At 43.4% G+C, this 24,374-nt stretch carries 18 protein-coding genes; 7 read left to right on the plus strand and 11 right to left on the minus strand.

Annotation, left to right across the window (positions count from 1 at the left end):
• Window positions 1-270: 270 nt before the first annotated feature.
• From AC1EK4_RS10080 to AC1EK4_RS10105, 6 genes are read right to left on the minus strand one after another with little or no spacing between them, the layout of a single operon-like run.
• Window positions 271-1,209 (minus strand): cation diffusion facilitator family transporter, encoded by a 939-nt coding sequence (locus AC1EK4_RS10080; protein ID WP_036897251.1) that lies wholly within the window; start codon window positions 1,207-1,209, stop codon window positions 271-273.
• A gap of 38 nt (window positions 1,210-1,247) precedes the next feature.
• Complete coding sequence (locus AC1EK4_RS10085) at window positions 1,248-2,501, minus strand: ABC transporter permease (protein WP_036897254.1); 1,254 nt, start codon at window positions 2,499-2,501, stop codon at window positions 1,248-1,250.
• Window positions 2,502-2,506: 5 nt separating this feature from the next.
• Complete coding sequence (locus tag AC1EK4_RS10090; RefSeq protein WP_480358145.1) at window positions 2,507-3,676, minus strand: ABC transporter permease; 1,170 nt, start codon at window positions 3,674-3,676, stop codon at window positions 2,507-2,509.
• 40 nt (window positions 3,677-3,716) lie between these two features.
• Window positions 3,717-4,703, minus strand: coding sequence for an HlyD family secretion protein (locus AC1EK4_RS10095; RefSeq protein ID WP_036897261.1), 987 nt, complete (start codon window positions 4,701-4,703; stop codon window positions 3,717-3,719).
• A gap of 14 nt (window positions 4,704-4,717) precedes the next feature.
• A complete protein-coding gene (locus AC1EK4_RS10100) occupies window positions 4,718-6,205 on the minus strand; it encodes a TolC family protein (RefSeq protein WP_036897264.1) in 1,488 nt (495 codons plus the stop codon).
• Window positions 6,205-7,074, minus strand: coding sequence for a hypothetical protein (locus AC1EK4_RS10105; RefSeq protein WP_062432965.1), 870 nt, complete (start codon window positions 7,072-7,074; stop codon window positions 6,205-6,207). The genes AC1EK4_RS10100 and AC1EK4_RS10105 overlap by 1 nt, the downstream gene beginning before the upstream one ends.
• A 238-nt stretch (window positions 7,075-7,312) precedes the next feature.
• Between AC1EK4_RS10105 and AC1EK4_RS10110 the strand changes: the two genes are divergently transcribed.
• From AC1EK4_RS10110 to AC1EK4_RS10135, 6 genes are all read left to right on the plus strand, one after another.
• The gene (locus AC1EK4_RS10110) at window positions 7,313-7,534 is read left to right on the plus strand and encodes a DUF4492 domain-containing protein (RefSeq protein ID WP_036897268.1); all 222 of its coding nucleotides are present in this window, start codon (window positions 7,313-7,315) and stop codon (window positions 7,532-7,534) included.
• A 28-nt stretch (window positions 7,535-7,562) separates the two neighbouring features.
• Window positions 7,563-9,140 (plus strand): cytochrome ubiquinol oxidase subunit I, encoded by a 1,578-nt coding sequence (locus tag AC1EK4_RS10115; protein ID WP_036897272.1) that lies wholly within the window; start codon window positions 7,563-7,565, stop codon window positions 9,138-9,140.
• A gap of 11 nt (window positions 9,141-9,151) precedes the next feature.
• On the plus strand, window positions 9,152-10,294 hold the full coding sequence (locus tag AC1EK4_RS10120) for a cytochrome d ubiquinol oxidase subunit II (RefSeq protein ID WP_036897274.1): 1,143 nt from the start codon (window positions 9,152-9,154) through the stop codon (window positions 10,292-10,294).
• 141 nt (window positions 10,295-10,435) lie between these two features.
• A complete protein-coding gene (locus AC1EK4_RS10125) occupies window positions 10,436-11,119 on the plus strand; it encodes a peptidylprolyl isomerase (protein WP_036897376.1) in 684 nt (227 codons plus the stop codon).
• A gap of 573 nt (window positions 11,120-11,692) precedes the next feature.
• Window positions 11,693-12,793, plus strand: coding sequence for a metallophosphoesterase (locus AC1EK4_RS10130; protein ID WP_036897276.1), 1,101 nt, complete (start codon window positions 11,693-11,695; stop codon window positions 12,791-12,793).
• A 108-nt stretch (window positions 12,794-12,901) separates the two neighbouring features.
• The gene (locus AC1EK4_RS10135; protein ID WP_036897279.1) at window positions 12,902-13,378 is read left to right on the plus strand and encodes a MarR family winged helix-turn-helix transcriptional regulator; all 477 of its coding nucleotides are present in this window, start codon (window positions 12,902-12,904) and stop codon (window positions 13,376-13,378) included.
• A 258-nt stretch (window positions 13,379-13,636) separates the two neighbouring features.
• Here the strand turns inward: AC1EK4_RS10135 and AC1EK4_RS10140 are convergent, their stop codons facing one another.
• The 5 genes from AC1EK4_RS10140 to AC1EK4_RS10160 all read right to left on the minus strand — a co-directional run bounded on the left by AC1EK4_RS10140 (window position 13,637) and on the right by AC1EK4_RS10160 (window position 18,609).
• On the minus strand, window positions 13,637-14,734 hold the full coding sequence (locus tag AC1EK4_RS10140; RefSeq protein WP_062432968.1) for an Mrp/NBP35 family ATP-binding protein: 1,098 nt from the start codon (window positions 14,732-14,734) through the stop codon (window positions 13,637-13,639).
• 17 nt (window positions 14,735-14,751) lie between these two features.
• Window positions 14,752-15,522, minus strand: coding sequence for a tRNA (guanosine(46)-N7)-methyltransferase TrmB (trmB, locus tag AC1EK4_RS10145; protein WP_036897286.1), 771 nt, complete (start codon window positions 15,520-15,522; stop codon window positions 14,752-14,754).
• Between the two features lie 103 nt (window positions 15,523-15,625).
• Window positions 15,626-16,258: a DUF975 family protein gene (locus tag AC1EK4_RS10150; RefSeq protein ID WP_082721672.1), complete on the minus strand. Its 633-nt coding sequence runs from the start codon at window positions 16,256-16,258 to the stop codon at window positions 15,626-15,628.
• A 74-nt stretch (window positions 16,259-16,332) separates the two neighbouring features.
• Entirely contained in the window at window positions 16,333-17,349 is a 1,017-nt protein-coding gene (locus tag AC1EK4_RS10155; RefSeq protein WP_036897293.1) for a branched-chain amino acid aminotransferase, read from the minus strand.
• A 465-nt stretch (window positions 17,350-17,814) separates the two neighbouring features.
• Complete coding sequence (locus AC1EK4_RS10160) at window positions 17,815-18,609, minus strand: hypothetical protein (protein WP_156431021.1); 795 nt, start codon at window positions 18,607-18,609, stop codon at window positions 17,815-17,817.
• A 257-nt stretch (window positions 18,610-18,866) separates the two neighbouring features.
• On the opposite strand from AC1EK4_RS10160, the gene AC1EK4_RS10165 reads away from it, so the two are divergent.
• On the plus strand, window positions 18,867-24,365 hold the full coding sequence (locus AC1EK4_RS10165; protein ID WP_480358151.1) for an alpha-2-macroglobulin family protein: 5,499 nt from the start codon (window positions 18,867-18,869) through the stop codon (window positions 24,363-24,365).
• Window positions 24,366-24,374: the final 9 nt, after the last annotated feature.

Here is a 24,374-nt window from a genome sequence, read left to right on the forward strand (position 1 = left end):
AAAAAGGGCTGAAATCCAAATACGGATTTTAGCCCTTAACTTTTATATGTGGAAAAGGTTTACCGGACAGTAATAATAAAAAATTAGTAAAAGGCATTTCCAATGAGATTATCGTTTTAAAAACGAATAGGGAGGGAGCTTTTTGCATATAGCAAGGTACTCATCAACTTATCTATTCCCGATCTGCAAGGTTGAGACAACATTGCTGTATCAACTGTTCAGTAATGCTGTTTGGGCGTTTCAGAATTACTGCAAAGCCACTGCAGTCAACTACTCCGACTTTACTTGATAATCAGATTGATATACATCAGTCTCTATATAGATGTATATCTTATAATGTGAGAAGCTCTTTCTTATCTCTTCCTCTATTCTATTAATGACACCGGCCGACTCTGCCCGATATGCATCTTGCATCTCTACTTTCGCCGCCACCAGTATATTTGTCGAACTTAAATGGATGGTTTTAAGACTGATGAGGTGTTTTATCTCTTCACGTTCAAAAGCTCTGTTCATCAACCGACGGTCATTAGAGGTCATAGACTCTCCAATGATGAGACCGTAAAATTCGCGGGCGAGGAACAAAGCAGCCAAACAAAGCATGAGTCCAATCAGTAATCCAGACAAAGCATCGAAGAATGCTAGACCGGTAACAGCCACCAATATGGTACCAAGCATGGCCAAGAGTAATCCCACAACAGCACATGCGTCTTCAGCAAAGATAATAAGGACCTCGCTATGTCGGCTCTCACGTAGAAAGCGGAATAGCGGTAAGTTCTCCGTGTTCAACTCGGCTATCTCTTTCAAAGCAACCCGTAAGCTAAAACATTCCACTATCAAACCAAATACCAAGATGCCCATTACCAACCAAGTATTTTCAACCGAATGTTCAGGATGGAATAGTTTCTCAGAGGCTTCCATGATACCTAAAGCACCACCGGCAAAGAATAACATCATGACTACCACTATACTAAAGAAATATTTGGCACGCGATTCACCAAAAGGATGATTCTCGCTGACCATTCCCTTGGCACGCTTGTCGCCTACCAGCAAAAGGATTTCATTGCCACAATCTACCACACTGTGGATAGACTCGTTCAACATGGCAGTAGAACCGGATAAAGCAAAACCTACAAACTTGGATATTGCAACAAGTATATTCGCAGCAAGGGCAGCCAACACACTTGCCATTCCATGAGATTTCTCTTTCATGAGATATGAATTTACAATTGAAAAAACAAAAAAGTAGCCTAATCCGCCACTTCAGAAGAATTGGATGAATCGACCATCATGGGCGACTCTGACGAGCTAGCTCGTGCCCTACGCATCTGATTGCGATAGACTATGCAAGTCAAAAAGAAATATACAAGCGTTTGAATCCATAGAGCGATGTACTCCGGATGAATATCAGAGAGACGCGCACCCATGCTACCCATACGTACAAATCCACGAATACCGAATGTCGAGGGGAACAACCAAGCTATGCCTTGCCATACTCCGGGTATGTCGTTTTGCGGCCATGAGACACCGGACATAAAGAGGAATGGTACCGATGTGAACACTACCAACAGCATAACATTCTCACGAAGGCGAACCAAACACGACATAGTCATGCCGAAGAAAATACACGATAACAGATAAGGTAGCATGAACATGGTGAGATCGTAGGCATATACTAACGAGATGAAGCCAAACAATCGTGGCACAATCAATGTGAGATAAGCTGCCAAGACCATATAAATCATAAAATAGCACATGAACTTACCCAACACAATACGGAATATTCCGGCATGATAACGGCTGATGGGGACTAATTCATGATTGCGATTTGTCTCACGCGCAGTACCGGCCGATAATCCTATTCCCAGCAAAAGCGTCTGCTGAATAATTAACATAAGGACACCCGGAATAATGAAATTACCATATCCACCGGTAGTATTGAAAATGGGAACTTCATCGAAATCAAGCGGTTTACTGCTCACCTCTTCGTCGCGCGAAGTAAAATTCTTGGATAGAGACAATTGTATCTTCGTATTCATTTGCGAAGCTACAGCCTGTGCCGACTGGTAGATGGCTTTATAAGTAAGCATCAGGCTCATGTCGCAATATACTCCGACATGCGTTTGTTCTTGTCGATAAAGTTTGTTCTGAAATTGCTTTGGAAAATAAATCACGCCATTTACTACTTGCTTACCCACCAAGTCTTTGGCCTCATCCAAGCTGTTACAATGATAAGCAACCTTGGTATCGGGCGTACCATCAAGCAAGCGAGTAAACTCACGACTAGCATGACTGTGCGAGAAGTCGACCACTGCTACCGGCACTTCGCGCACGACCTCGTTGTTATAAATCCAAGAATAGGCCAGCGGATAGAGCAAAGGCACGAGGATAAAGAAGATAAGTACTCCCTCATCGGTGACCGTCTGACGCAACTCACGCATGCAGATATAGCACATATCGCGTAATCCATGGCTTATTTTATATATCAAACTATCTTTTTCCATACTCTCTATGATACATAATCATAAGTCAACAGAACGATGTAGAGTCGACGAATTATAAATAAAGGCAGCCCAATGAATACCATCAAAGCCAATATATAAGGCCATGCTTCAAGCAACGGATAACCGTTGAAAATGCATAACTGATAAATCATATAATAATGTCGTAAAGGGAAAAGGTTTGCCAACATCTCCAAAGCCGGTGACATGGCAAAGGCTGGATAAGCTGCTCCAACCATGGAGAAACTCAATACAGCCCACAACGAACACACACTCATCGACATACGCATGGAGGGTATGAGGCCGAAAATAAAGATACCAAAACATTGGGAAGCCAAAACCATGAGCAGTCCTAGCAACAACATGGGGATAATACCACCGGGGTGTGGGAATCCATAGACACCGTAGACATAGCCCATATAGCCATATACGATGCCAAGAAAGATGAGTGTTTGGGGTAAGAACTTACCGCAAACAACAAGGAAAATGTTGTTATCGCCCATCTGCATAAGTTCTTTGGAACGATTAAACTTCAATTCCGTACCCAAAGAATAAGCCGTAATCAGGAAAATAAACACCATCAAGCAACCGGGAATGAGCATGTTACTCAGATAAACATTGTAACTTACCCATGGATTATTAATAGTATGGAGATCGACAGCGATGGGCTGGAGATAGGTACGAATCTCATTTCCGGTCTTACCGATGGCAGACAACTTTTTCATACCAACCGAGGCCGAACCTAATGTGGATATGGTCTTGAGGTCGCGAAACAACAATGCGCCTGCCGTCAACGACGTATTGCTATAATAAAAAGAAATTTTGGGTTGGCTACCTGTCATCAAACCATCGGTAGTACCATGTGGGATATACAGAAATGCGTATATCTGATTGCGCTGAATGGCCGTGCGTGCTTCGTTCACGTTTTCATAATGAGCCACCACCTGCGTACTCTGGAATGCATCCAACTTACGAACAAGTTGCCGAGTAGTCGATGTGCGGTCTAAATCAACTACACCTACAGGCATGTCTGTGGGTTGACCGGCACTCATCAACGACGTAAAAAAGACTACGACAATAATAGGGAACACCACCATACAAAACAGATAAATAGGGTTGTGAGACAAGATGCCACACTCGCGAAGGGCAATATGATATATCTGTTTAATGGTGTGCATTCTAAGAATGACTAGTTTTTACGATAACCGAATAGATAAATTATTTCTTAACAATCAATGACATGCCGGGACGAAGCCCCTCAAAAGGCTTAATAGGACGCGCTTTGACTTCAAATGTCTTCATATCGTACTGTCCGTTCGACTTGGTTGCTTTCCAAACAGCATACGAACCTTCGTCTTTGATGTAGTAGACTTTCATCTTGAGGTCTCTATTGAATGCTGGAGAATAGGCTGTAATGATATCACCAACCTTCATTCCATTCAACTGATCTTCACGTATATTGAATGTTCCCCACATGTCTTTCATCACCGAGATGCTCATAATGGGCGAACCAATTCCTACAAGTTCTCCCACTTTAGGATATACATCGCTCACCTCACCCTCTACTTGGGCAATCTGAACAGTCTCTTTTAACAGAGCCTTTACTACATTCACAGCTCCTTTAGCAGCCTGAACCTGCTTAGTAGCTGCTTGCTTTTCTTCGGCACGAGCTCCATTCTTAGCCATCTCATATTGGCTCTCAGCAGCCTTCACCTGCGCTTGTGCAGCCTTATAAGCGGCGAAAGCTTCGTCTCGTTTCTGTCCACTCAATACTCCTTCATCATATAAACGCTGTACACGAGTGTAGGATTTCTGAGCTATATCACTCGCTGCAAGAGCCTGTTGCCACAACTGATAAGCTCCTTGTATCTGTTCCTTGCGTGCCCCATTGTCCGCCATATCGCGCATGGCAGCCGCCGCTCCCTGTGTAGCCTCAGCTACTTGCTTCTGTGCATCGACTTCCGGAACCTCCAATAGTGCCAACGTGTCACCCACATGTACGTAGTCTCCCTCTTTTACACAGAGTTCTACCACTCGCCCGGGTAGCTTGCAGGATACTCGATATTCCGATACATCTACCTCACCTTGAATGATTTCTTCGGTTTTTCCTAACGTAAAGAAACCTATAAGAGCCACTATGATGACGGCAGCCGCAAATCCTATGACGGCTAACAGAATGTTATTATGTTGAGATTTTACTGACATGATATTCTATTCGATTATTGTAATATACCAAGAGCTTTCTTTAGATTAACGAGTGTAAGCTTGACATCGACCTCCGCATCAATCTTTTGACTCTGCGCTTGTTGCCATGCTGTCTGAGCAGCCATGACATCCGTCGACTCCATTACCCCTTCCTTGAATCCCAAATTGGCACAACGTAGATTTTCTTCTGCACTCTTTATATTCTTTCTAGCCATGTTTAGCTTCTTCTGTGCTTCCTTTACGCGGAATTGACTCTGTGCAACTTGCAATCCAATCTTATCGCGGGCATCACTTAATTCCAGTGTAGCCATATCGGTAGCTATACGCGATGCTCGCACTTTATAGCTGCCTTCAAACCAGTTCCAAACCGGTACTCGCACCATGACTCCCAACGTCCACATGCCTGAGAATTTATTTTCAAAGCCATTGAAGACATTTGGATTAGATATGAGATAACCACCGGTCAAGAGAACCTGCGGCAAATAAGCGGCACGAATCACCTTCGTAGCTTCCTTACTCAAATCTATTGAATTCTGAAGCATGCGTAATTCTGGACGAGATTGGTCGAGTTGTTCCTTCTCCATTGTCGGCGCAAACTCGTCAACACTCAAGCTTTCCTTGCCTTCATCGGCCAAAACGATTTCCTCATCCAATGGAATACCACAGAGTTGGCATAGCAACATCTTAGCCAAAGACAGCCCGTCTTCTACCTGCATCACCTGCATATCGGCTTCATTCTCACGAACATCGACCTTCAATCCATCAGCCTTGGTTGCTACCCCTGCCTTGATCATCTTGTGGACATCGGAATCAAGCTTTGAAACAAGCTCATGATAGCTCTTCGCCAATTTGTGCTTTTGACGGAGAGACACCACTGTCCAATAAGCCTGATCTATATTATATAAGGTAGATTGGGTGACAACATCAGTATTATTGAGTGCCAATTGCTCACTAATACGAGCCATATTGTTAGCCGCAACGATAGCTCCACCCATATAAAGAGGTTGACGAACCATCACCGCACCGGCAAAAATATTGTGCGTATTAGTTTCAAAAGCATCTCGAATACTGCTTCCCAACTGGTTTCCCATTTGCGCTAAAGCAGGCGACAGTTGCCCCAAGACACCAGAGAGCTGTTGAGCTACGGCCGGTGAAATAACACCTTGCTGCACCAATGTCGTTGCTAAGTTTGTGAGATTACCTCCTACCCCCGCAGTTACAGTAGTTCCTAAATTGCCCAAGGCAGACTTCTGGTCTTTATTCAATAGAGACACTTCGCGACTGGTATACTCATAACCACCTAGCGCATCCACCTTCGGTAGATACTTAGTACGCGCTGCTTTCTTGATATTCGCGGCCACCTGTTGCTTCAACTTCGAGACATTAAGCTGCTTATTGTTGCGCAATGCCAAGGCACGACAACTATCCAAGCTCAATATTCTCTGCGCTTCGGCCGGCGCAAGAATACCAACCCATAAAAATAAAGTTAGTAACTTCTTCATTATTTAAATGTAAAGTTCCTCGATCCTATCATATTTCCATCGGCAAAGATACTTACTGCATAAGTTCCACCTTCGAGTGCTTGAGACACATTCCAATAAAGAGTAATCGGCGTTTCCTGCCCACCATACTCTATAGTTTTTCTCATCGTACTCGTCAATGTCCGATTCTCATAGTTGAAGTTTCCACCTTCTCCAAGTGTAGAACCTGTTGGTGAGACGATTTTCACATAAACAGTCTTCGTCCCACTAGCCGCAGTCACATTCTTGGCCAAGCTGAAATTCACCTGAACAACGGTACATTTGCTCACCTTATCAGTAGTCTTTCCACGACGGTTTTTCAATATCATGTTAATTCCTGTAGCATCCAGCTGTGCAGCAATAGCGACTTTCTCCGACAGCGAAGCCTTCTCGGTACTCAGTCCTTCTATCTGTCGTGTCGCTTCTTCGTACTGTCCTCTGATATGAGTGTTCTCTGCTGTAAGGTTTTGATTCAGTCTATTCAGTGAATCTATCTCCATTACATAGCTCCGCAACACCTGTCTTACTGTGGCTAATTCGCGTTTCAAACGAGCAATCTCACGAGCATCAGAGCTCTTCACACTCTTCAACTCATCTAATAAGCGTTGGGTTTTCTCTTGCTCGGCGGTCAGTTGAGCCACAATAGAATCATTGGAAATCTGTGATTTCATCTCACTATACTGGTTGGCAAACTGTTGGTATTCGTTTTCCATTTCCTGTTTATCCAACTCAGCCAGCTCCTGCATCTCCTTATTTTGCTGTTGTTGGTTGTGCAAATTAATACCCAAATACACGATACCTGCCACAAGCAACAAAGCTATAATAATCAAAGGATAGAATATCTTTTTCATTTTGAAATTCGATTTCAATTCAACAGTTATGCAAATTTAGAGTTTTTATCTTAACTTTCCAAGGATTCTAGCTATTCAATCCCATAATATATTAAAAATTAGCATTTTTATGGAAAAAAGACAACTACATTAAATTTTATTTTGTACTTTTACCGGCGAAAATTGTAATCATTACTATTTTACACATTCAAATGAGTCTGACAAGGCATTGTCTAACTATATTTTATACAAAAATATCATGAAAAGAGATAGTTTCTTATATAGAGTTTACGACCTATACTACGACGGTTTTCGCCACATGACGTTGGGGAAAACACTTTGGGCTGTCATCCTCATCAAACTATTTATCATGTTTGCCATTCTCAAGGTATTTTTCTTTCCCAACTTCCTAGGCAAGAAAGCACCCAAAGGTCAAAAGAGTCAATTCGTCTCTGAACAATTAATCAATAGAGCCAAATAGTTAATAACACAATATTTATATACAAAGTATGGTAAATCAACTTTTAGACATCTCTGCCGCAACCATCGATTGGTCACGAGCACAATTTGCCTTGACGGCAATTTATCACTGGTTATTTGTTCCATTAACATTGGGCTTGGCTGTCATCATGGGCATTGTCGAGACCTGTTATTATCGAACCAGAAAGCGTTTTTGGCGCGATGCGGCTCGCTTTTGGCAGAAGTTATTCGGTATCAACTTTGCCATGGGTGTTGCCACCGGTATCATTCTTGAGTTCGAATTCGGTACCAACTGGAGTAACTACTCTTGGTTCGTAGGCGACATCTTCGGCGCACCATTGGCCATCGAAGGTATCATCGCCTTCTTCATGGAATCGACTTTCGTTGCTGTGATGTTCTTCGGATGGAAGAAAGTGTCACCGGGATTCCATCTCGCATCGACATGGCTTACCGGTCTTGGAGCCACTATCTCCGCATGGTGGATACTGGTTGCCAACGCTTGGATGCAATATCCCATCGGACAAACTTTCAATCCCGACACCATGCGCTTCGAGATGAACTCGTTCATCGACGTAGCCTTGTCTCCATTTGCAGTCGATAAGTTTTGCCATACCGTCACTTCGTCATGGATTATCGGTGCAGCTTTCACCGTCGCAGTGAGTGCTTGGTACCTCTTAAAAAAACGTGAACAGAAGTTAGCCATCGAAAGTATCAAGATAGGTGCTTGTGTTGGACTCATAGCTTCGCTACTCGCTGCACTTACCGGAGATAGCAGTGCTTACCAAATCAGTAAGGTTCAACCCATGAAACTGGCTGCAATGGAAGCATTATATAATGGTGGAAACGACCAAAGTCTGACCGTAGCTGCATGGGTAAATCCATTCCAACAGCCCGATTACACGACTCTACAAGAACCGCCTCTCCGTATTGCCGTACCAAATGCTCTGTCTTTCATGGCTACACGCGACTTCCACGGCTTTGTTCCCGGTGTTAACGAGCTCATCAACGGCTATACGAAACCCGACGGAACACGCGAACCGTCTGTCAAAGAGAAAATTGCCAGAGGCAAAATGGCTATTGCAGCTTTACAACAATATCGTGCCGGCAAGAAAGACGAGGGTACTAAAAAACTTCTAGCCGACAACATGCGCTACTTCGGATATGGCTATGTGAAGTCAGCCGACCAAGTAGTACCATTCATTCCTATCAATTTCTGGGCATTCCGCATTATGGTTGGTTTGGGTAGTTTGTTCATCCTACTCTTCGCCGTAACCCTGTTCTTTGTCTATCGCAAGGACATCAGCAAAGCCAAATGGTTGCTATGGGCTACCGTCGCAACTCTCCCACTCGCTTACATTGCCAGCGAATCGGGATGGATTGTTGCCGAGATGGGACGCCAACCTTGGACTATTCAAGACATGCTTCCTACATGGGCCGCAGTCAGCGACATCAATTCGGGTAGCATAGCCCTCACTTTCTTCATCTTCCTTGGTCTCTTCACCACTATGTTGGCAGTAGAAATCAGCATTCTCATCAAAGAGATTAAGAAAGGACCTGAGCATAGTATCACTGCTACAGAAGAATCTGCAACATCAACAACTATCTAAACTGAACAATTATGGACTATAGCATATTACAACATTATTGGTGGTTCCTTGTTTCATTATTGGGAGCACTGCTCGTTTTTTTACTCTTTGTACAAGGGGCAAATTCGCTGATATTCAGCCTCGGCAAGACCCCTGAAGAGCGTCGTATGGTCATCAATTCTACCGGACGCAAGTGGGAACTCACTTTCACTACACTGGTAACATTCGGTGGAGGCTTCTTTGCTTCATTCCCATTGTTCTATAGCACCAGTTTCGGTGGCGCTTATTGGCTATGGATGATTATTCTCTTCACCTTTGTCATGCAGGCTGTCAGCTACGAATTCCAAAACAAACTGGGCAACTTGCTCGGTATTCGTACATTCCAATGGCTGCTTGTCATCAACGGTATCTTGGCTCCGCTATTGCTTGGTGGTGCTGTAGCAACCTTCTTCGATGGTAGCAATTTCATTGTCGACAAGATGAATATCACCCAAGAATTACAACCGGTCATCAGCCGTTGGGCTAATCTCAGCCACGGATTAGATGCATTGCTCGACCCATGGAATCTTATTCTTGGCTTTGCGGTCTTCTTCCTTGCTCGTATGCTCGGCACGCTTTATATTATTAATAATGTGAACGATGAGAACATTCGTACCAATGCTCGCAAGCAATTATTGTATGCCACCGTCCCCTTCCTCGTGTTTTTCCTATCGTTCTTAGGCCGCACACTGTGCAAAGACGGTTTTGCTTACGACCCTGCTACAGGCATCATTGCCATGGAACCTTATAAATATCTACACAACTTTGTGGACATGTGGTATCTCACCATTATCTTCTTAGTGGGCGTGGTATTGGTACTTGGCGGTGTCATCGTTACTCTTTTGAAAAAAGATTTTATTCGCGGTATTTGGCCAACCGGCATCGGTGTCGTACTCGTTGTACTGGTTCTTTTCCTCATGGCAGGTTGGAACAACACAGCTTACTATCCTTCTAATGTCGACCTACAGAGTTCGCTGACCATTGCCAATAGCAGCAGTAGTCCGTTCACACTCAAAACCATGTCTATCGTTTCACTCTTCATCCCATTTGTATTAGCTTATATCGTAGTGGCATGGAGAGCACTCGACAAGAAAGAAATCACAAAAGATGAGGTATCACAAGGTGACGCTTATTAATTGAGACACAAAAAGTGATGGAGTTAAAGGGGAATCAAGAAGTGATGCCATATGCTTTGTCAGGAAATGTTCTTTCCACATTTGGCTTCGCAACTTCAACTCCTTAACTCCATCACTCCTTTTAGTATTATTCATAAATATATGAAACGACTTATTTATGCAATAGTACTTCTATTGCTTCCCCTATCACTCATGGCGCAGAATGATACTCTACGCCATGAAGTGCTTTTAGAAACGACCAAGGGTAATATTCGCATCGTACTCTACAATGAAACTCCTATTCATCGCGACAACTTCTTGAAGCTTGTGAAAGGAGGCTACTACGACGGTAATTTATTCCATCGCGTCATCAACCGATTCATGATTCAAACGGGCGATTCCACATCGCGTCACGCTGAACCGGGAGCCGAATTAGGACTTTATTCACCCGACTACACCTTACCGGCAGAGATACATTACCCACAATTATATCATAAACGGGGAGCAGTGGCTGCTGCTCGTGAGGGAGACGACGTAAATCCCGAACACCGTTCATCAGCCAGTCAGTTCTACATTGTCTTCGGGCGACGTTACAACGAAGATATGATTGACCAAGTACAAGCACGCCTTGACCAATCCACTAAAGGCAAAATCATCATTCCGTCCGAACTCCGTGAGGCATATTTCCGCAAAGGTGGCACGCCCCATCTCGATGGACAATACACCGTATTCGGTGAAGTCGTGGAAGGACTCAACATCGTTGAAGAGATTCAAAACACAGAAACCGACAAGAACGACCGCCCCTTACAAGACATCGCCATCGTTCGTGCCACAGTAGTAAAGTAGAGATAGAGATACTATCTTAGCAGTGAAACCGCTGCAGTATTAATAGCCGATAGTTAGAGCAAAGCGTATAACTATCGGGATAAGGGACTACGTAAAGCCCAGAGTACCTATTGGTACTTTGGGCTTTACAGATTTATACCGAAGAACGGAAGCACATAAAAAGTTATAAGCATTTGCCTTAATCTCCCATTAACTCCTTACCTCCTGATAATCTAAAAAGATATGCTTTCCTTATTCCGCCATTTTCAAATCCCAACAACTCACAAACTTAATACTAAAGAACTTATTGTATTCTGCTGCAAGGGTTTCGCAGCAATGCTGCAGAAGCCAAACAAGATTGCTGCAAAAGCGAGGCAGCAAGCTTGCCAAGCCATTGCAGTAAGCGGAGAGTAAGAAGTGAGTTATGTGAAGAAGGTTATTTGAGTTAACAAGTAGACAAGATACAAGATAATAAGTAGACAAGATATGAGTTGACAAGTTTATAAAATAAGGTGTTAAAGCGAGTAGAAAACAAAAAGACAAAGAAAGTTTCGCTATTTAAGAAACTCCCCCTATCTTTACCACACAAAAGATATGAATAAAATGTGGGCTTTACTTTTCTTATTGCTTCCAATCATAGGATGCAGTTATGTGGGATGGCATGTGTGGATGATGCTGCCTTATAGTAATCTGCTAAAGAGTATCATCATCACCTGTATGATATTGTGCTTCTCCCTACTCTTTCTTAATATCCTCATAGGGCTGGATAAAATGCCACCGACCGTGGCACGCTTCATGTACGAAATAGGCACTTCGTCGCTCTTCGTACTCCTCTATCTGGTGATGATTTTTCTGGTACTCGACCTCGGACGAGCCGTCCATCTCGTCCCGGCATCATTCATTCAGAATAGCATACAAGGTTCGTTAACAGTACTAATCATCATGTCGGCAATTTTCATTTATGGCAATTTGAACTATTATCACAAGGTGCGTGTGCCTCTGAACGTCACTACCGAGAAGCCATTGCAGCGACCTTTGAAGATTGTATTAATGAGCGATCTACACTTGGGCTATCATAATACACGGACAGACTTAGCCAACTGGGTGAATAAGGTGAATTCCGAGCACGCCGACCTAGTCTTAATTGCCGGCGATATAGTCGACATCAGTGTCGAACCACTGCTCCGAGCCAACATGGCCGAGGAATTTCGCCGACTCCAAGCGCCTGTCTATGCGGCATTGGGCAACCACGATTACTATGCAGGCGAACTAAAGAGCGAGCAATTCTATCGCGATGCCAACATTCATTTGCTACAAGATAGCAGCATTGTCTTCAAAAACGAACTAACAATTATTGGTCGTGACGACCGTACCAACAAGCATAGAAAGGCGTTGAAAGCTCTTGTTGCCACAACCAACCAGTCTACCTACACCATCCTACTCGACCATCAGCCCTATCATTTAGAGGAAGCCGAACAGGCAGGAATAGATTTTCAATTCAGTGGACACACCCACTACGGGCAGGTTTGGCCTATCAGTTGGATAGAAGATATCATTTATGAAGATGCTTTCGGCCCATTGACAAAAGGTAAAACCAAATACTATGTAAGTAGCGGCATGGGCATTTGGGGAGGTAAATTTCGCATCGGAACGAGGTCGGAATATGTCGTTTTGACCTTAACATCGGTTAAATGATAAGAAAAAAACATCCTTATCGTCTTCGATACAAAAACAAATCTTTATCTTTGCATTCTAATTTCTCAATTGAAAAGAATAAATATAGCGAATAAAAAGATTTTGTTTATGGCATACGAACAATTAAAGTTAAAGAATCAGGTCTGCTTCAGACTCTATACAGCTAGTCGACTCATCATTCAAGCTTACGAACCATTCTTCAAACAATTAGGCATCACGTACACACAATATTTGGTATTGATGGTTCTTTGGGAACAGGATAACCAACCGGTAAATGACATTGCTAAGAAACTAGTATTAGAGACCAACACGGTAACTCCACTCATCCAGCGCATGGAAAAACTTGATTTGGTAGTCCGCAACGTCGGTCCGGTGGATCGTAGACAGAAGATAGTGTCTCTCACCAAGAAAGGAAAAACAATGCAAGATGAATGTAAGGATTTCCCCGGATGCCTTATCAATATCTTCAATAACTACGACATTAGCATGGACGAATTGATGAAATTAGGCGACCAGCTAGACCGATTCATCAATCCAATTCTCGACCATCGCAAAAGCGAATTGGCAGAGGAGAAGACTAAATAAAATAATTTTCTTAGGTAAATGTATATTTGGGAGTTAACAGAAGTTAGTAGGAGATAATGGAAGATAATAGACATTTGTCCGCCACCTCCTATTAACTCCCTTTTAATCCTGCTAACTTCACAGTGGAATATTATATTTGGGAGTTAACAGAAGTTAGTAGGAGATAATGGAAGATAATAGCCATTTGTCCGCTACATCCTGTTAACTTCCTTTTAACTCCTGCTAACTCCCAACTTGAGCATACATGCGAAACTCGCATCAATCTACTTTTACAATCTTCGTGGGTGCCTGCTCTTTATTGCGACGATTGGTTACTGTCACCACAGCTTGAGCCAAATTGATAAATGCTTGTCCCGTCATGGTATCGATATTACAAGCAGCTGGCTTCCCCGCGTCGCCACTCTCGCAGATACTTTGTACGATAGGAATCTGCGCCAACAGTGGACATTGCATCTCTTCGGCGAGATTCTTACATCCATCTTTGCCAAATATATAATATTTGTTTTGCGGTAATTCGGCCGGCGTGAACCATGCCATGTTCTCCACCAAACCCAAGATTGGCACATTCACTTTGTCATTGCGATACATATCGATGCCTTTACGCGCATCGGCCAACGCTACCTTCTGAGGCGAACTGACTATCACTGCACCGGTAATAGACAGTGTTTGCAGTAGCGTAAGATGTATATCGCTGGTCCCCGGTGGCGTATCGAGGATAAAATAGTCTAGTTCTCCCCAGTCGGCATCAGCTATCAACTGCTTCAAAGCCGACGTCGCCATACCGCCACGCCATAGCGTTGCCGTATCAGGATCGATGAAAAAGCCGATACTCAACAGCTTCACGCCATACTTCTCAATGGGCTCTATGAGCGTACGACCGTCTTTCTGAACCGAATACGGACGCGCATCTTCAACACCAAACATCTTAGGTGCCGACGGACCGAAGATGTCGGCATCGAGCAAACCGACTTTATAGCCGAGTCGAGCAAGCGAAATGGCAAGGTTAGATGACACCGTACTCTTGCCCACCCCGCCTTTACCAGAACTCACAGCAATAATATTCTTAACTTGAGGGAGCAATTTTCCCACCTCCGGACGGGCTGCGTTCTTAAACTCAGTCTTGATTGTTACCTCCACATCCTTATCCACATGATAGTGTATAGCAGCTTCGGCAGCTTTCACTGTAGACTTTAAGAAAGGGTCGGTTTCGCGTGGAAACACGAGTGTAAATTCGACTTTCATGCCGTTGATGCGCACATCATCGGCCAACATTTCACTTTCTATCAGATTCTTTTTGGTTCCGGGATAAACCACGGTAGCCAATGCATCTGTTATTAATTTAGGATATAATGTCATCATTCTAATGTTTTTGTTTACTTTGCCATATCTTTGCTACTGCGCTTCGTGCGATGATAGCTACGATACTCATCAAGCGGAATCTCTATATCTGGCTCAACGAGTGGGACTGTATGGGGCAAATGGAATTGGAGATAACGGATATTAAGTCCTCGCTCTATCCACATCGACTCGTAATAAGTCTGTATCGTAAGGATAGGCTGACCCACCAAATAAGCAGGAGTATCATGGTATAAGTCTTCCGTACATACTTCTACGGGCAGTTGATTGCGCTCCACCATATACTTGGTATAAGTAAAGAGGAAGTTGGAATCGGTCTTTAAGTGAATCAATCCTCCATCTACGAGGAAACGACGGTATCGCTCCATAAAGAAGGTAGAGGTCAATCGCTTGTGTGGATTCTTCATTTGAGGGTCAGAAAAAGTAAGCCATATCTCTTGCACTTCGTCTTGGTCGAAGAATCGATCAATGATTTCGATGCTGGTACGGAGAAATGCAACATTAGGCAATTGCTGTTCGAGAGCTAGCTTTGCACCTGTCCACATGCGCGAACCTTTAATGTCTACACCGATAAAATTGACGTTCGGAAAGAGTTTACCCAGTCCTACGGTATACTCACCTTTGCCACACCCCAACTCCAAGACGATAGGATTGTCGTTGTGGAAATACTCTTCGCGCCAATGACCTTTCATGGTAAACGGCACATTATCGACCACAGAGAATGGATATTCAAAGACGTTAGCCATCTCCTTCATCTCTGCAAACTTTGCTAATTTCCCTTTTCCCATTTGTAATATCCTCTTTTTATTTAGGACACAAAGGTACAATAATTATTTTGAGAGTGCAAAGAAGCCCCCTCAAACCAAACAACAAAAAGACAGTTCTAGCTATTTAATCGCTGATACTTGCTCCATCTTCCTTTACGGCATCTTCATAAAAATGAGCCATAGCCGTCTGCACATAAGGGAATAAAAATATAAATCCCAAACCAAGTGTTATAAAAGAAAGTATCAACCATCCTATAAATGAGAGAAGAAGTAGAAACAATGCCATCTTTCTACCATCCATCAAGCGCATACTTTCTTTGATAGCCTGCTCTCCATTCATTTCCGGATGGTCTAGAAGTACGAATTCCGTCAAAGCGTAAGAAAAAGACTTGTAGATTCCCGGTACTATCAAAAGCAAGGTCCATAAGAATATGTATACATTCTTTAATACGATAGCAAGGAGTATACGCCCATAATCAGAAAAGCCATCAAATAGATTTTTTACACCTAAATTTTCACCTCTTAGCATTCTCAAGAAGAACACCTTGAATGCCCACGATATAGGGATTAATATCAAAGCAGCAAAAATATTGCTAGTAAGCTTTGACAATTTACCACCAAACGAAAATGCAATCTGTATCCCACCTTGAAACAGCAAAGAGATGAGCAAGACAACAATCGTTACAATAACAGCTTTTCCCCAATTGTTTTCGAGCGAAGCCAAGGCTCGATTGCGATAATTACTGAGTGAATCCATGAATTTAATTATTAATTAGTATAACAAAGAATGGCATGCCAAGCTCTGCTCAACATGCCTTTAAATCTATTTCTTTATTCAATGACCACGGTTGTCCAACCGTGCTTATCCTCCACCGTACCATACTGGATACCGCGAAGTGTATCGTAAAGTTTCTTAGACCACGGTCCCGGTTGGTCACCGAAGTTATATACTTTACCTGTATCGAGATCATCAAGATGCGATATTGGCGAGATGACAGCAGCCGTTCCACAAGCTCCAGCTTCCTCAAATGTATCGAGTTCCTCTTCCGGAATAGGACGCCTTTCCACCTTTAATCCCAAGTCTTCTGCTATCTGCATCAAGCTCTTATTGGTGATGGAAGGCAGTATCGAAGTCGATTTTGGAGTGACATATGTATTGTTCTTGATTCCAAAGAAATTGGCTGCACCACACTCATCCACATATTTCTTCTCCTTAGAGTCTAGGTAAAATTCGCTGGCATAGCCTTTTTGATGTGCTATCTGGTTGGCTTTCAATGACGCAGCATAGTTTCCACCTACTTTATAAATACCTGTACCCAGAGGCGCAGCACGGTCATAATCACGAATAATCACGTATGGATTGCTGGCAAAACCACCCTTGAAATAAGGCCCTACAGGCGTTACAAATATCAAGAACATATATTCGTCGGCAGGATGTACACCCACTTGTGCACTCGTACCAATGAGCAATGGGCGAATATAAAGCGTTGCCCCACTCTCGTAGGTAGGTATATACTCTTGATTAAGACGTACAACCTTCTTCACCATTTCTTCAAAAAGCTCGGTCGGAACCTCCGGCATCATGATACCACGACAAGTACTTTGCAAGCGAGCGGCATTCTCTTCCATGCGGAAAACACGCACTTTACCATCGGGACAACGATAGGCTTTCAAGCCCTCGAAAGCTTCTTGACCATAATGTAAACAGGTGGCAGCCATGTGAAGTTTCAGATATTCATCGGAGCAAACTTCCACTTCACCCCACTTGCCGTTACGATAATTGCAGCGGACATTGTAGTCTGTTGGTATATAACCAAAAGACAGATTAGACCAATCCAAATCTTTCATAATGTCAACGAATTTAATATATTATGTTATAACTTTCCACAAAAGTAACAATATTATCTTTCATTCGCAACAACACACTCTCCTTTTTTCTACAATATCGATACTTATGAGGCATAGAAAAGGGGACTTTCATCATCAAGTAACGACATATATGGCTGCAATCTTACCAAATAGTCTATTCAGCTACTCAACAATTAACTCACTGCAGGGCTTCGCCAGCAATGTTGCAAAGCCCATTCAGCCATGCTGACTAGCCTAGGCAGCGATGCTGGCGAGCCGGTGCAGCAAGATAAGTCCATAAGTTGTTGAGTTAATAAGTAATTGAATAAGCCTTTAAGTTCATCAGTTTACTAGCTTTTCCTTATCTCTTTTTCCCCCTCATTCCCCTTTTGGGGAAAGAAGGGATGGGACTTTTCCTCTTAAAAGAGAAGCTTCTTGGGGATGAGATTTCAGAGATTGAAGCTATTAATCCGCTGCATTGTAGTCGAACGTCAAGCTAGTTGGCGACGTCTTACCGATGAAAACTTTCTTCCACACATAGTTTATCCTTCCATCTTTCTCGCGAAGTACCGCAACTTCCGTACTGTCGTTGATGGCAAAAGGAATCGTATACCGGGCATTGGCCTGAGTGGCTTCGTAGCTCTTATCGGGTTTATATAAGAATTGACGTTTGCCATTCTTGTCTTTCACATAGAATCCCGCGGACGGCCTTACAGTGATTCTAAATTTGTTTTGGGTATCGTCTTTCGCACTGAATCCAGTCAGAGTCACGTCTATCTTACGATATTCTGGAACCAAACACGCTAATTGCTCTACAGGATCCGGACGTTCTCCATACAACTCTATACTATATTTCTCGTCTTCCGGTATCAGGTACTTATCTTTTGGGAGACAACTTACATCGGCTGTCAATTGATAAAAGGACTCACTTCTCTTCTTAAGAAGTGAGTCTTCATCAGCTCTTACATAGATTTTCAGCCGATAATTACCATTTTGATCGGTCTTGGTTTCACCCTTTTTACGAGTCTTGCTATATAGATAATATCTATCGATGAAGTAAGCTTGCAGCTTAACGTCTTTGATACCGATACCTTCTGAATTGACTATACGCCCGTTGAAGACCACCGCATTCTTCTCATCAGGAAAACCATTGTCTTCCTCTTCCTCGTGACAAGCAGTCAATAACAGACTGCAAACGAGCATTACTAGCAAATTAAAGAGTTTTTTGTGTAAGTTTTTTTTACCGATTCCATGTCTCATTGGTTAGTTAGTGTTTTGATATTATCATATTCTTTCGTATGTTGCAAAAGTATAAAATCTGTCTGATATTTTGTCGTTCTATTCATGAAATAAAATATAATATAGCAGTTTTTCACATAGTAAAAGCCTCTTTTCTTTTGCTTCGCTACAGATTTCTTGTATCTTTGCATAATATATTATACACTTCTGAATAAAATATTATTCGGTTTCCACATTCAATCAAGACTTATTGGGAATCGATTTTTAAGCATCACGATATGAAGAAATATTTGTTAGCTCTCATCACGATGATTACTTTATTTCCCTTTGTAGGAATGTCAGAGAGTTATGTGTCGCTTTGGAAGAAAGTGGCTGCGGCTGAAAAGAAGGATTTACCCAAGACGCAAATCTCGATACTCAATGTAATTGTGGATAAAGCTACGGCTGCCGGAGACTACGGACAACTCATCAAGGCACAGTTGAAAATGGCTGATGCCGAGACATCTATATCGCCCGATTCCCTAAAGAAACACATCGTACTGCTAGAAACAAAGCAAAAGAAAGCAGAAAGGAAGAATCAGGTGCTAGCCGATGTCTATGCCTCGGTGCTGGGACATATCTATAAAAACTATGAAACACAGGAAGAACATGAGCGTATCAGCAAAGAGTATTACGAGAAATCTATGCGCCATCCGGACTTGTTGGCTCATCAATTGGCGAAAAACTACGAACCGCTCGTGGTAAAAGGTTACGATAGCAACATCTTCTATGAAGATCTATTACATGTCATTGGCATGGAAGCTGAGGCTTATCAACAGCTACACGATTATTATAAAGCGCATGGAAACAGGGCCGCAGCGTGTATCTGTGCCTATCTCATCACCCAAAAAGACCGTCGGGAAGACGTGGCATTAGCACGTAAATCGCACTATCTACAAACCCTCGACTCTCTTATCTACGAATACCATGACCTACCCATGGCCGGCGAAGTGGCTATTGAGCGCTATAATTTCATGGATAAGGCAATAGACACATCGGTAAAAGAGAAAATCAACTACATCAACTATGCACTCAGCCGCTGGGGAACTTGGCCACGTATGAATATATTACGCAATGCCAAAACACGTCTCACCCTACCCTGCTTCTTGGTAGATATGGGAAAAGGAGTTCAGATACCCGATAAGAAACGTACGGTTGCCATCCGCAGTATCACCAATGTACAGCAGTTGAGGATGACGGTAACGCGATTGGATTATACCGGCTATGTAGAGTTAGAGGCTGATGACGAAGACGATTATACCGAATTGCGTAAGCATCTACAGCTAGATACACAGAAGACTATTACTCATAGATACATCGGACTGCCTGCTTATAAGGTGACAAGCGACTCTATGACGATAGAGGGACTAACAAAAGGCGTGTACTTGATAGAGTTTACAACTGACAATACTAACATCGCTGTCGAGCGTGCCTTACTCCATGTGAGCGATATACATGTGATGTCCGAGGTATTACCCAACCATCAAATCAGGCTTGCCGTGGTAAGTGCTACTACCGGTCAACCAATTCCGGGGGCAAAGGTGAAACTAGTTACTCATCCGGATTTCGAAGAAAAGACTGATATACAAACGGTTGTTTGCAACGAGAAGGGAGAGGCAATGGTCTCTTATTCGAAGCGCATGCCCGACTGGATTCACGCTTATACCGATGAAGACAAGTACTGTCCGGAGACAAAATTTAACGGTTACTTCAACTATACCAATCATAAGGGAACAAGCGAGACGGCTCAATTGCTCACCGACAGAAAGATTTATCGTCCCGGGCAAACGGTGCATGTGGCCGCAATCGTGTATAACAACATCGCTCATACAGAGACAAAGGCTATCGCCGACAAACAAGTGACACTCTCTTTGTACGATGCCAATAGCAAGAAAGTGGCTTCGCGCGACGTGAAGACCGATGCCTTCGGTACCGCCTCGACCGAATTTACGTTGCCATCTACAGGTTTGACCGGGCGATTCTCGGTGCGTGCAAACGTAGATTATGCCTATACAGATTTCTCGGTAGAAGAATATAAGCGCCCCACATTTGAAGTTTCATTCGATAAGGTAAAACAAGTTTACCACAGCGGAGACACGGTGAGTGTACAAGGGAAGGCACATACGTATGCAGGAATATCCGTACAAGGAGCTCAAGTGGCATACTCTGTGGTACGTCGTTCGGCTTTCAGGTGGTATCGGTCAGAACGTTCAGATCAGACTATCAAGAGCGATACTACTGTAACAACGGACGATGGAACTTTCAAAATAGAGGTTCCGATGCAGTTGCCTGAAGAAGGCGACATAAACACACCACGCTATTACTCGTACGAAATACAGGCGAAGGTAACCGACCTGAACGGTGAAAGCCATACGGGCGAGACACGTTTGCCACTCAGTAATCGCACGTCGATATTCACAAATAATCTCCCACAGAAGATAGAAAGCGACAGTTTAAAAGCCATTACTTTCAGTTACTTGAATATATCGGGCGAACCTGTGGCTGGGAAAGTATACTTCAAGATTGATGACATGTCGATGTCGGGGCAGGCTAACGAGCCTATCAGCGATTCACGTATGACGAAATTGAAGTCGGGTTTGCACGTGTTGAAGGCTATATGTAATGAAGACACATTGGAACAAAAGTTCGTGGTCTTCTCTGTGAAAGACAGGAACCCCGTTATACCTACTCACGATTGGTTCTATCAGAGTGCCAATACATTCCCTAAAGATGGTAAACCGGTATATGTGCAGATAGGGTCGAGCGATCCCGACCAATATATATTGTACACCATGTTGAGTGATGAGAAAGTGTTGGAAAGTGGCGTTATCAAGCAAAGTGAGGCGCTGAACACACGCGCCTTCCGCTATCAAAAGGAATGGGGAGATGGCATTTTACTTACTTACGCATGGGTGAAAGACGGTCAATGCCATACACATAGAGCAGAAATTAGCCGAGCTTTACCCGACAAACGCTTACAGGTGGAGTGGAAAACATTCCGTAACCGTTTGATTCCGGGGCAAAATGAGGAATGGACATTGACCATCAAGCACCCCGATGGCAAGGCTGCAAATGCACAATTAATGGCAACGATGTACGACAAAAGCCTTGACCAAATACGTAAAAACAAGTGGAATTTCTCACCATTACTGTATCTGAACCTGCCTAACACACGTTGGCAGACAATCGATTTCAACGACATATCGATGTATGGGGAGCTACCCATGCGGGCATTACCGGAGAAAGAGTTCAACTTCTCGCACTTCGATAATGGGGTGTTTAATTTAGATTATGGTTTTAGGGCAACCATGCCTTACTACGCTTTTGCCGCAACAAAAACACGATCGGTGATGGTCGGCTCTGCCATAACAAAGGCAGAAAGGTTGATGAAGAGCAATGATGCACTTGAAGGTCAGGTTGCCGGAATTCAAATCCTTGAGACGCCAAAGGCTCAGGAAGAGGAAAAAACCGCGAAGACTACGACTCAACTACGCGAGAACCTCAACGAAACAGCTTTTTTCTATCCTGCTTTAACGGCCGATAAGAACGGAAATGTAAACGTAAAATTCACCCTTCCGGAGAGCGTAACCACGTGGAAGTTCATAGGATTAGCACACGATTCCGATATTAAATATGGCATATTGGAGGACGAGGCGGTAGCTCAAAAGACCGTAATGGTACAACCTAACATGCCAAGATTTTTGCGTCAAGGCGATAAGGGAGAAATCAATGCACGTCTGTCTAATACTTCTGATAAGGCTGTAAAGGGCAAAGCGACGCTGCAAATTATCGATCCAGAGACGGAGAAAGTGCTTACCGAAGTGGTAAAAGACTTCAATGTGGAGGCTAAAAAGACAGCTAACGTTAACTTCATCGTAACTCCTAAGAATTTCATGGAAGGTCGAGGCCTCAACTCTTCATTGTTGATTTGCCGTACAATGGTAGAAGGTCGTGGCTTCAGCGATGGCGAACAGCACTATCTACTCATCATGCCTGAGCAGGAAATAGTTACCAATACGTACGCTTTCTCACAAATAGGAGCAGGTGTAAAAAACGTGGATTTGACGAAATTAGCACCTATCGACAAGGATGTGAAGTTGACTATAGAGTATACCAACAATCCAGAATGGTTGATGATACAGGCATTACCCACCGTCAGCAACACACGTGACGACGACGCTATCAGTTTAGCGGCTGCCTATTATGCCAATAGTTTAGCAACAAATATTGTATATTCAGACTCTGCTATCAGCCACGTCATCAAGCAATGGAAGATAGAAAACAACAGCCAACAGAAGAGTAAGCTGATGCAGAATGAAGAATTAAAGACGCTGGCATTGGATGAAACGCCATGGTTGACAGATGCTAAGAACGAGACGGAGCAACAACAGTTGCTTGCTGACTACTTGGATGAGTCGCAATTGGAGAAACGCCAGACCATCGTATTGAAAAAATTAAGCGGTCTGCAGAACCCCGATGGCTCATGGAGTTGGTGGCCCGGCATGCGAGGGAGTCGTTATGTGACGGCCGAAGTGACCAAGATGCTGGCTCGTCTCTGCACTGTGACACTCGACCAAGAGGCTTTTAGGCTTATCACAAAGTCTATTACGTATTTGGATAAAAAGCTCCAAGAAGAATACGACTATATGATGGCGGAACGAAAACGCGGTGTTAAGATAGATGAGCCGAGCGAAATGACAATAGAGACACTCTATATCAAGTCGCTGTTGAAAAACCTTGGACGCCAAGGAGGAGAAGCACAAGCTTACATGTTGAAGCAGATTGCCGCCTCATCGGCCGATTATACCATCTATGGAAAGGCCAACACAGCCGTCATTTTGGCTCGAAACGGATATAAGAAACAGGCAGAGACCAATCTCAAGAGCCTGAATGAATACAGTGTTTATAAGGAAGAAATGGGACGATATTACGACTCTAGAAATGCTTACTACAGCTGGTTCGACTACAAGATTCCTACAGAGGTAGCTGCCATAGAAGCTTTCCATTTGCTTCATCCCACTGAAAAGCAGACTATCAACGACATGCAACGCTGGCTCTTGCAATGCAAACGTACCCAAAGTTGGGACACTCCCATCAATGCTGTTAATGCTATTTACGCATTTACACTTGGCTCTAATCCTGCCAAAGGGCTATCCGCATTCAAGATAGACGCTACACCTGCCACACTCTCCATTGATGGTACAGCGCTCGAAGCAAAGCCTTCGACTGCAACCGGATATGTGAAAATGATGAAAGAGGGCAAAACGATGAAGACATTCACGGTTGAAAAGCAGGGCGAAGGCACTAGTTGGGGTGCACTATACGCCCAATTTACCCAAAACACAATAGACATCCAAGCTGCAAGTATGGGTATTCAGGTGAAACGAGAAATCGTTGCTCCCCGGTCTACCCCATTGAAAGTAGGCGACAAGATAAAGATTCGTATCACGATAATTGCCGATCGTGACTATGACTTTGTACAAGTACAAGATAAGCGTGCCGCCTGCCTAGAGCCTGTCAAACAACTTAGTGGCTATCGTTGGGGCTATTATTGTGCCCCACGCGACAATACTACGAACTATTATTTTGACCAATTGGCTAAAGGCACACACATCGTAGAAACCGAATACTACATCGACCGTGCCGGCGAATACCAAACAGGGCTGTGCACTGTACAATGTGCTTATGCTCCCGAATATAGCGGACGAGCTACGGACAAATCCCTACATATTAAATAAGAAAACAAG

This window comes from Prevotella sp. C0026C3 (assembly GCF_056590795.1).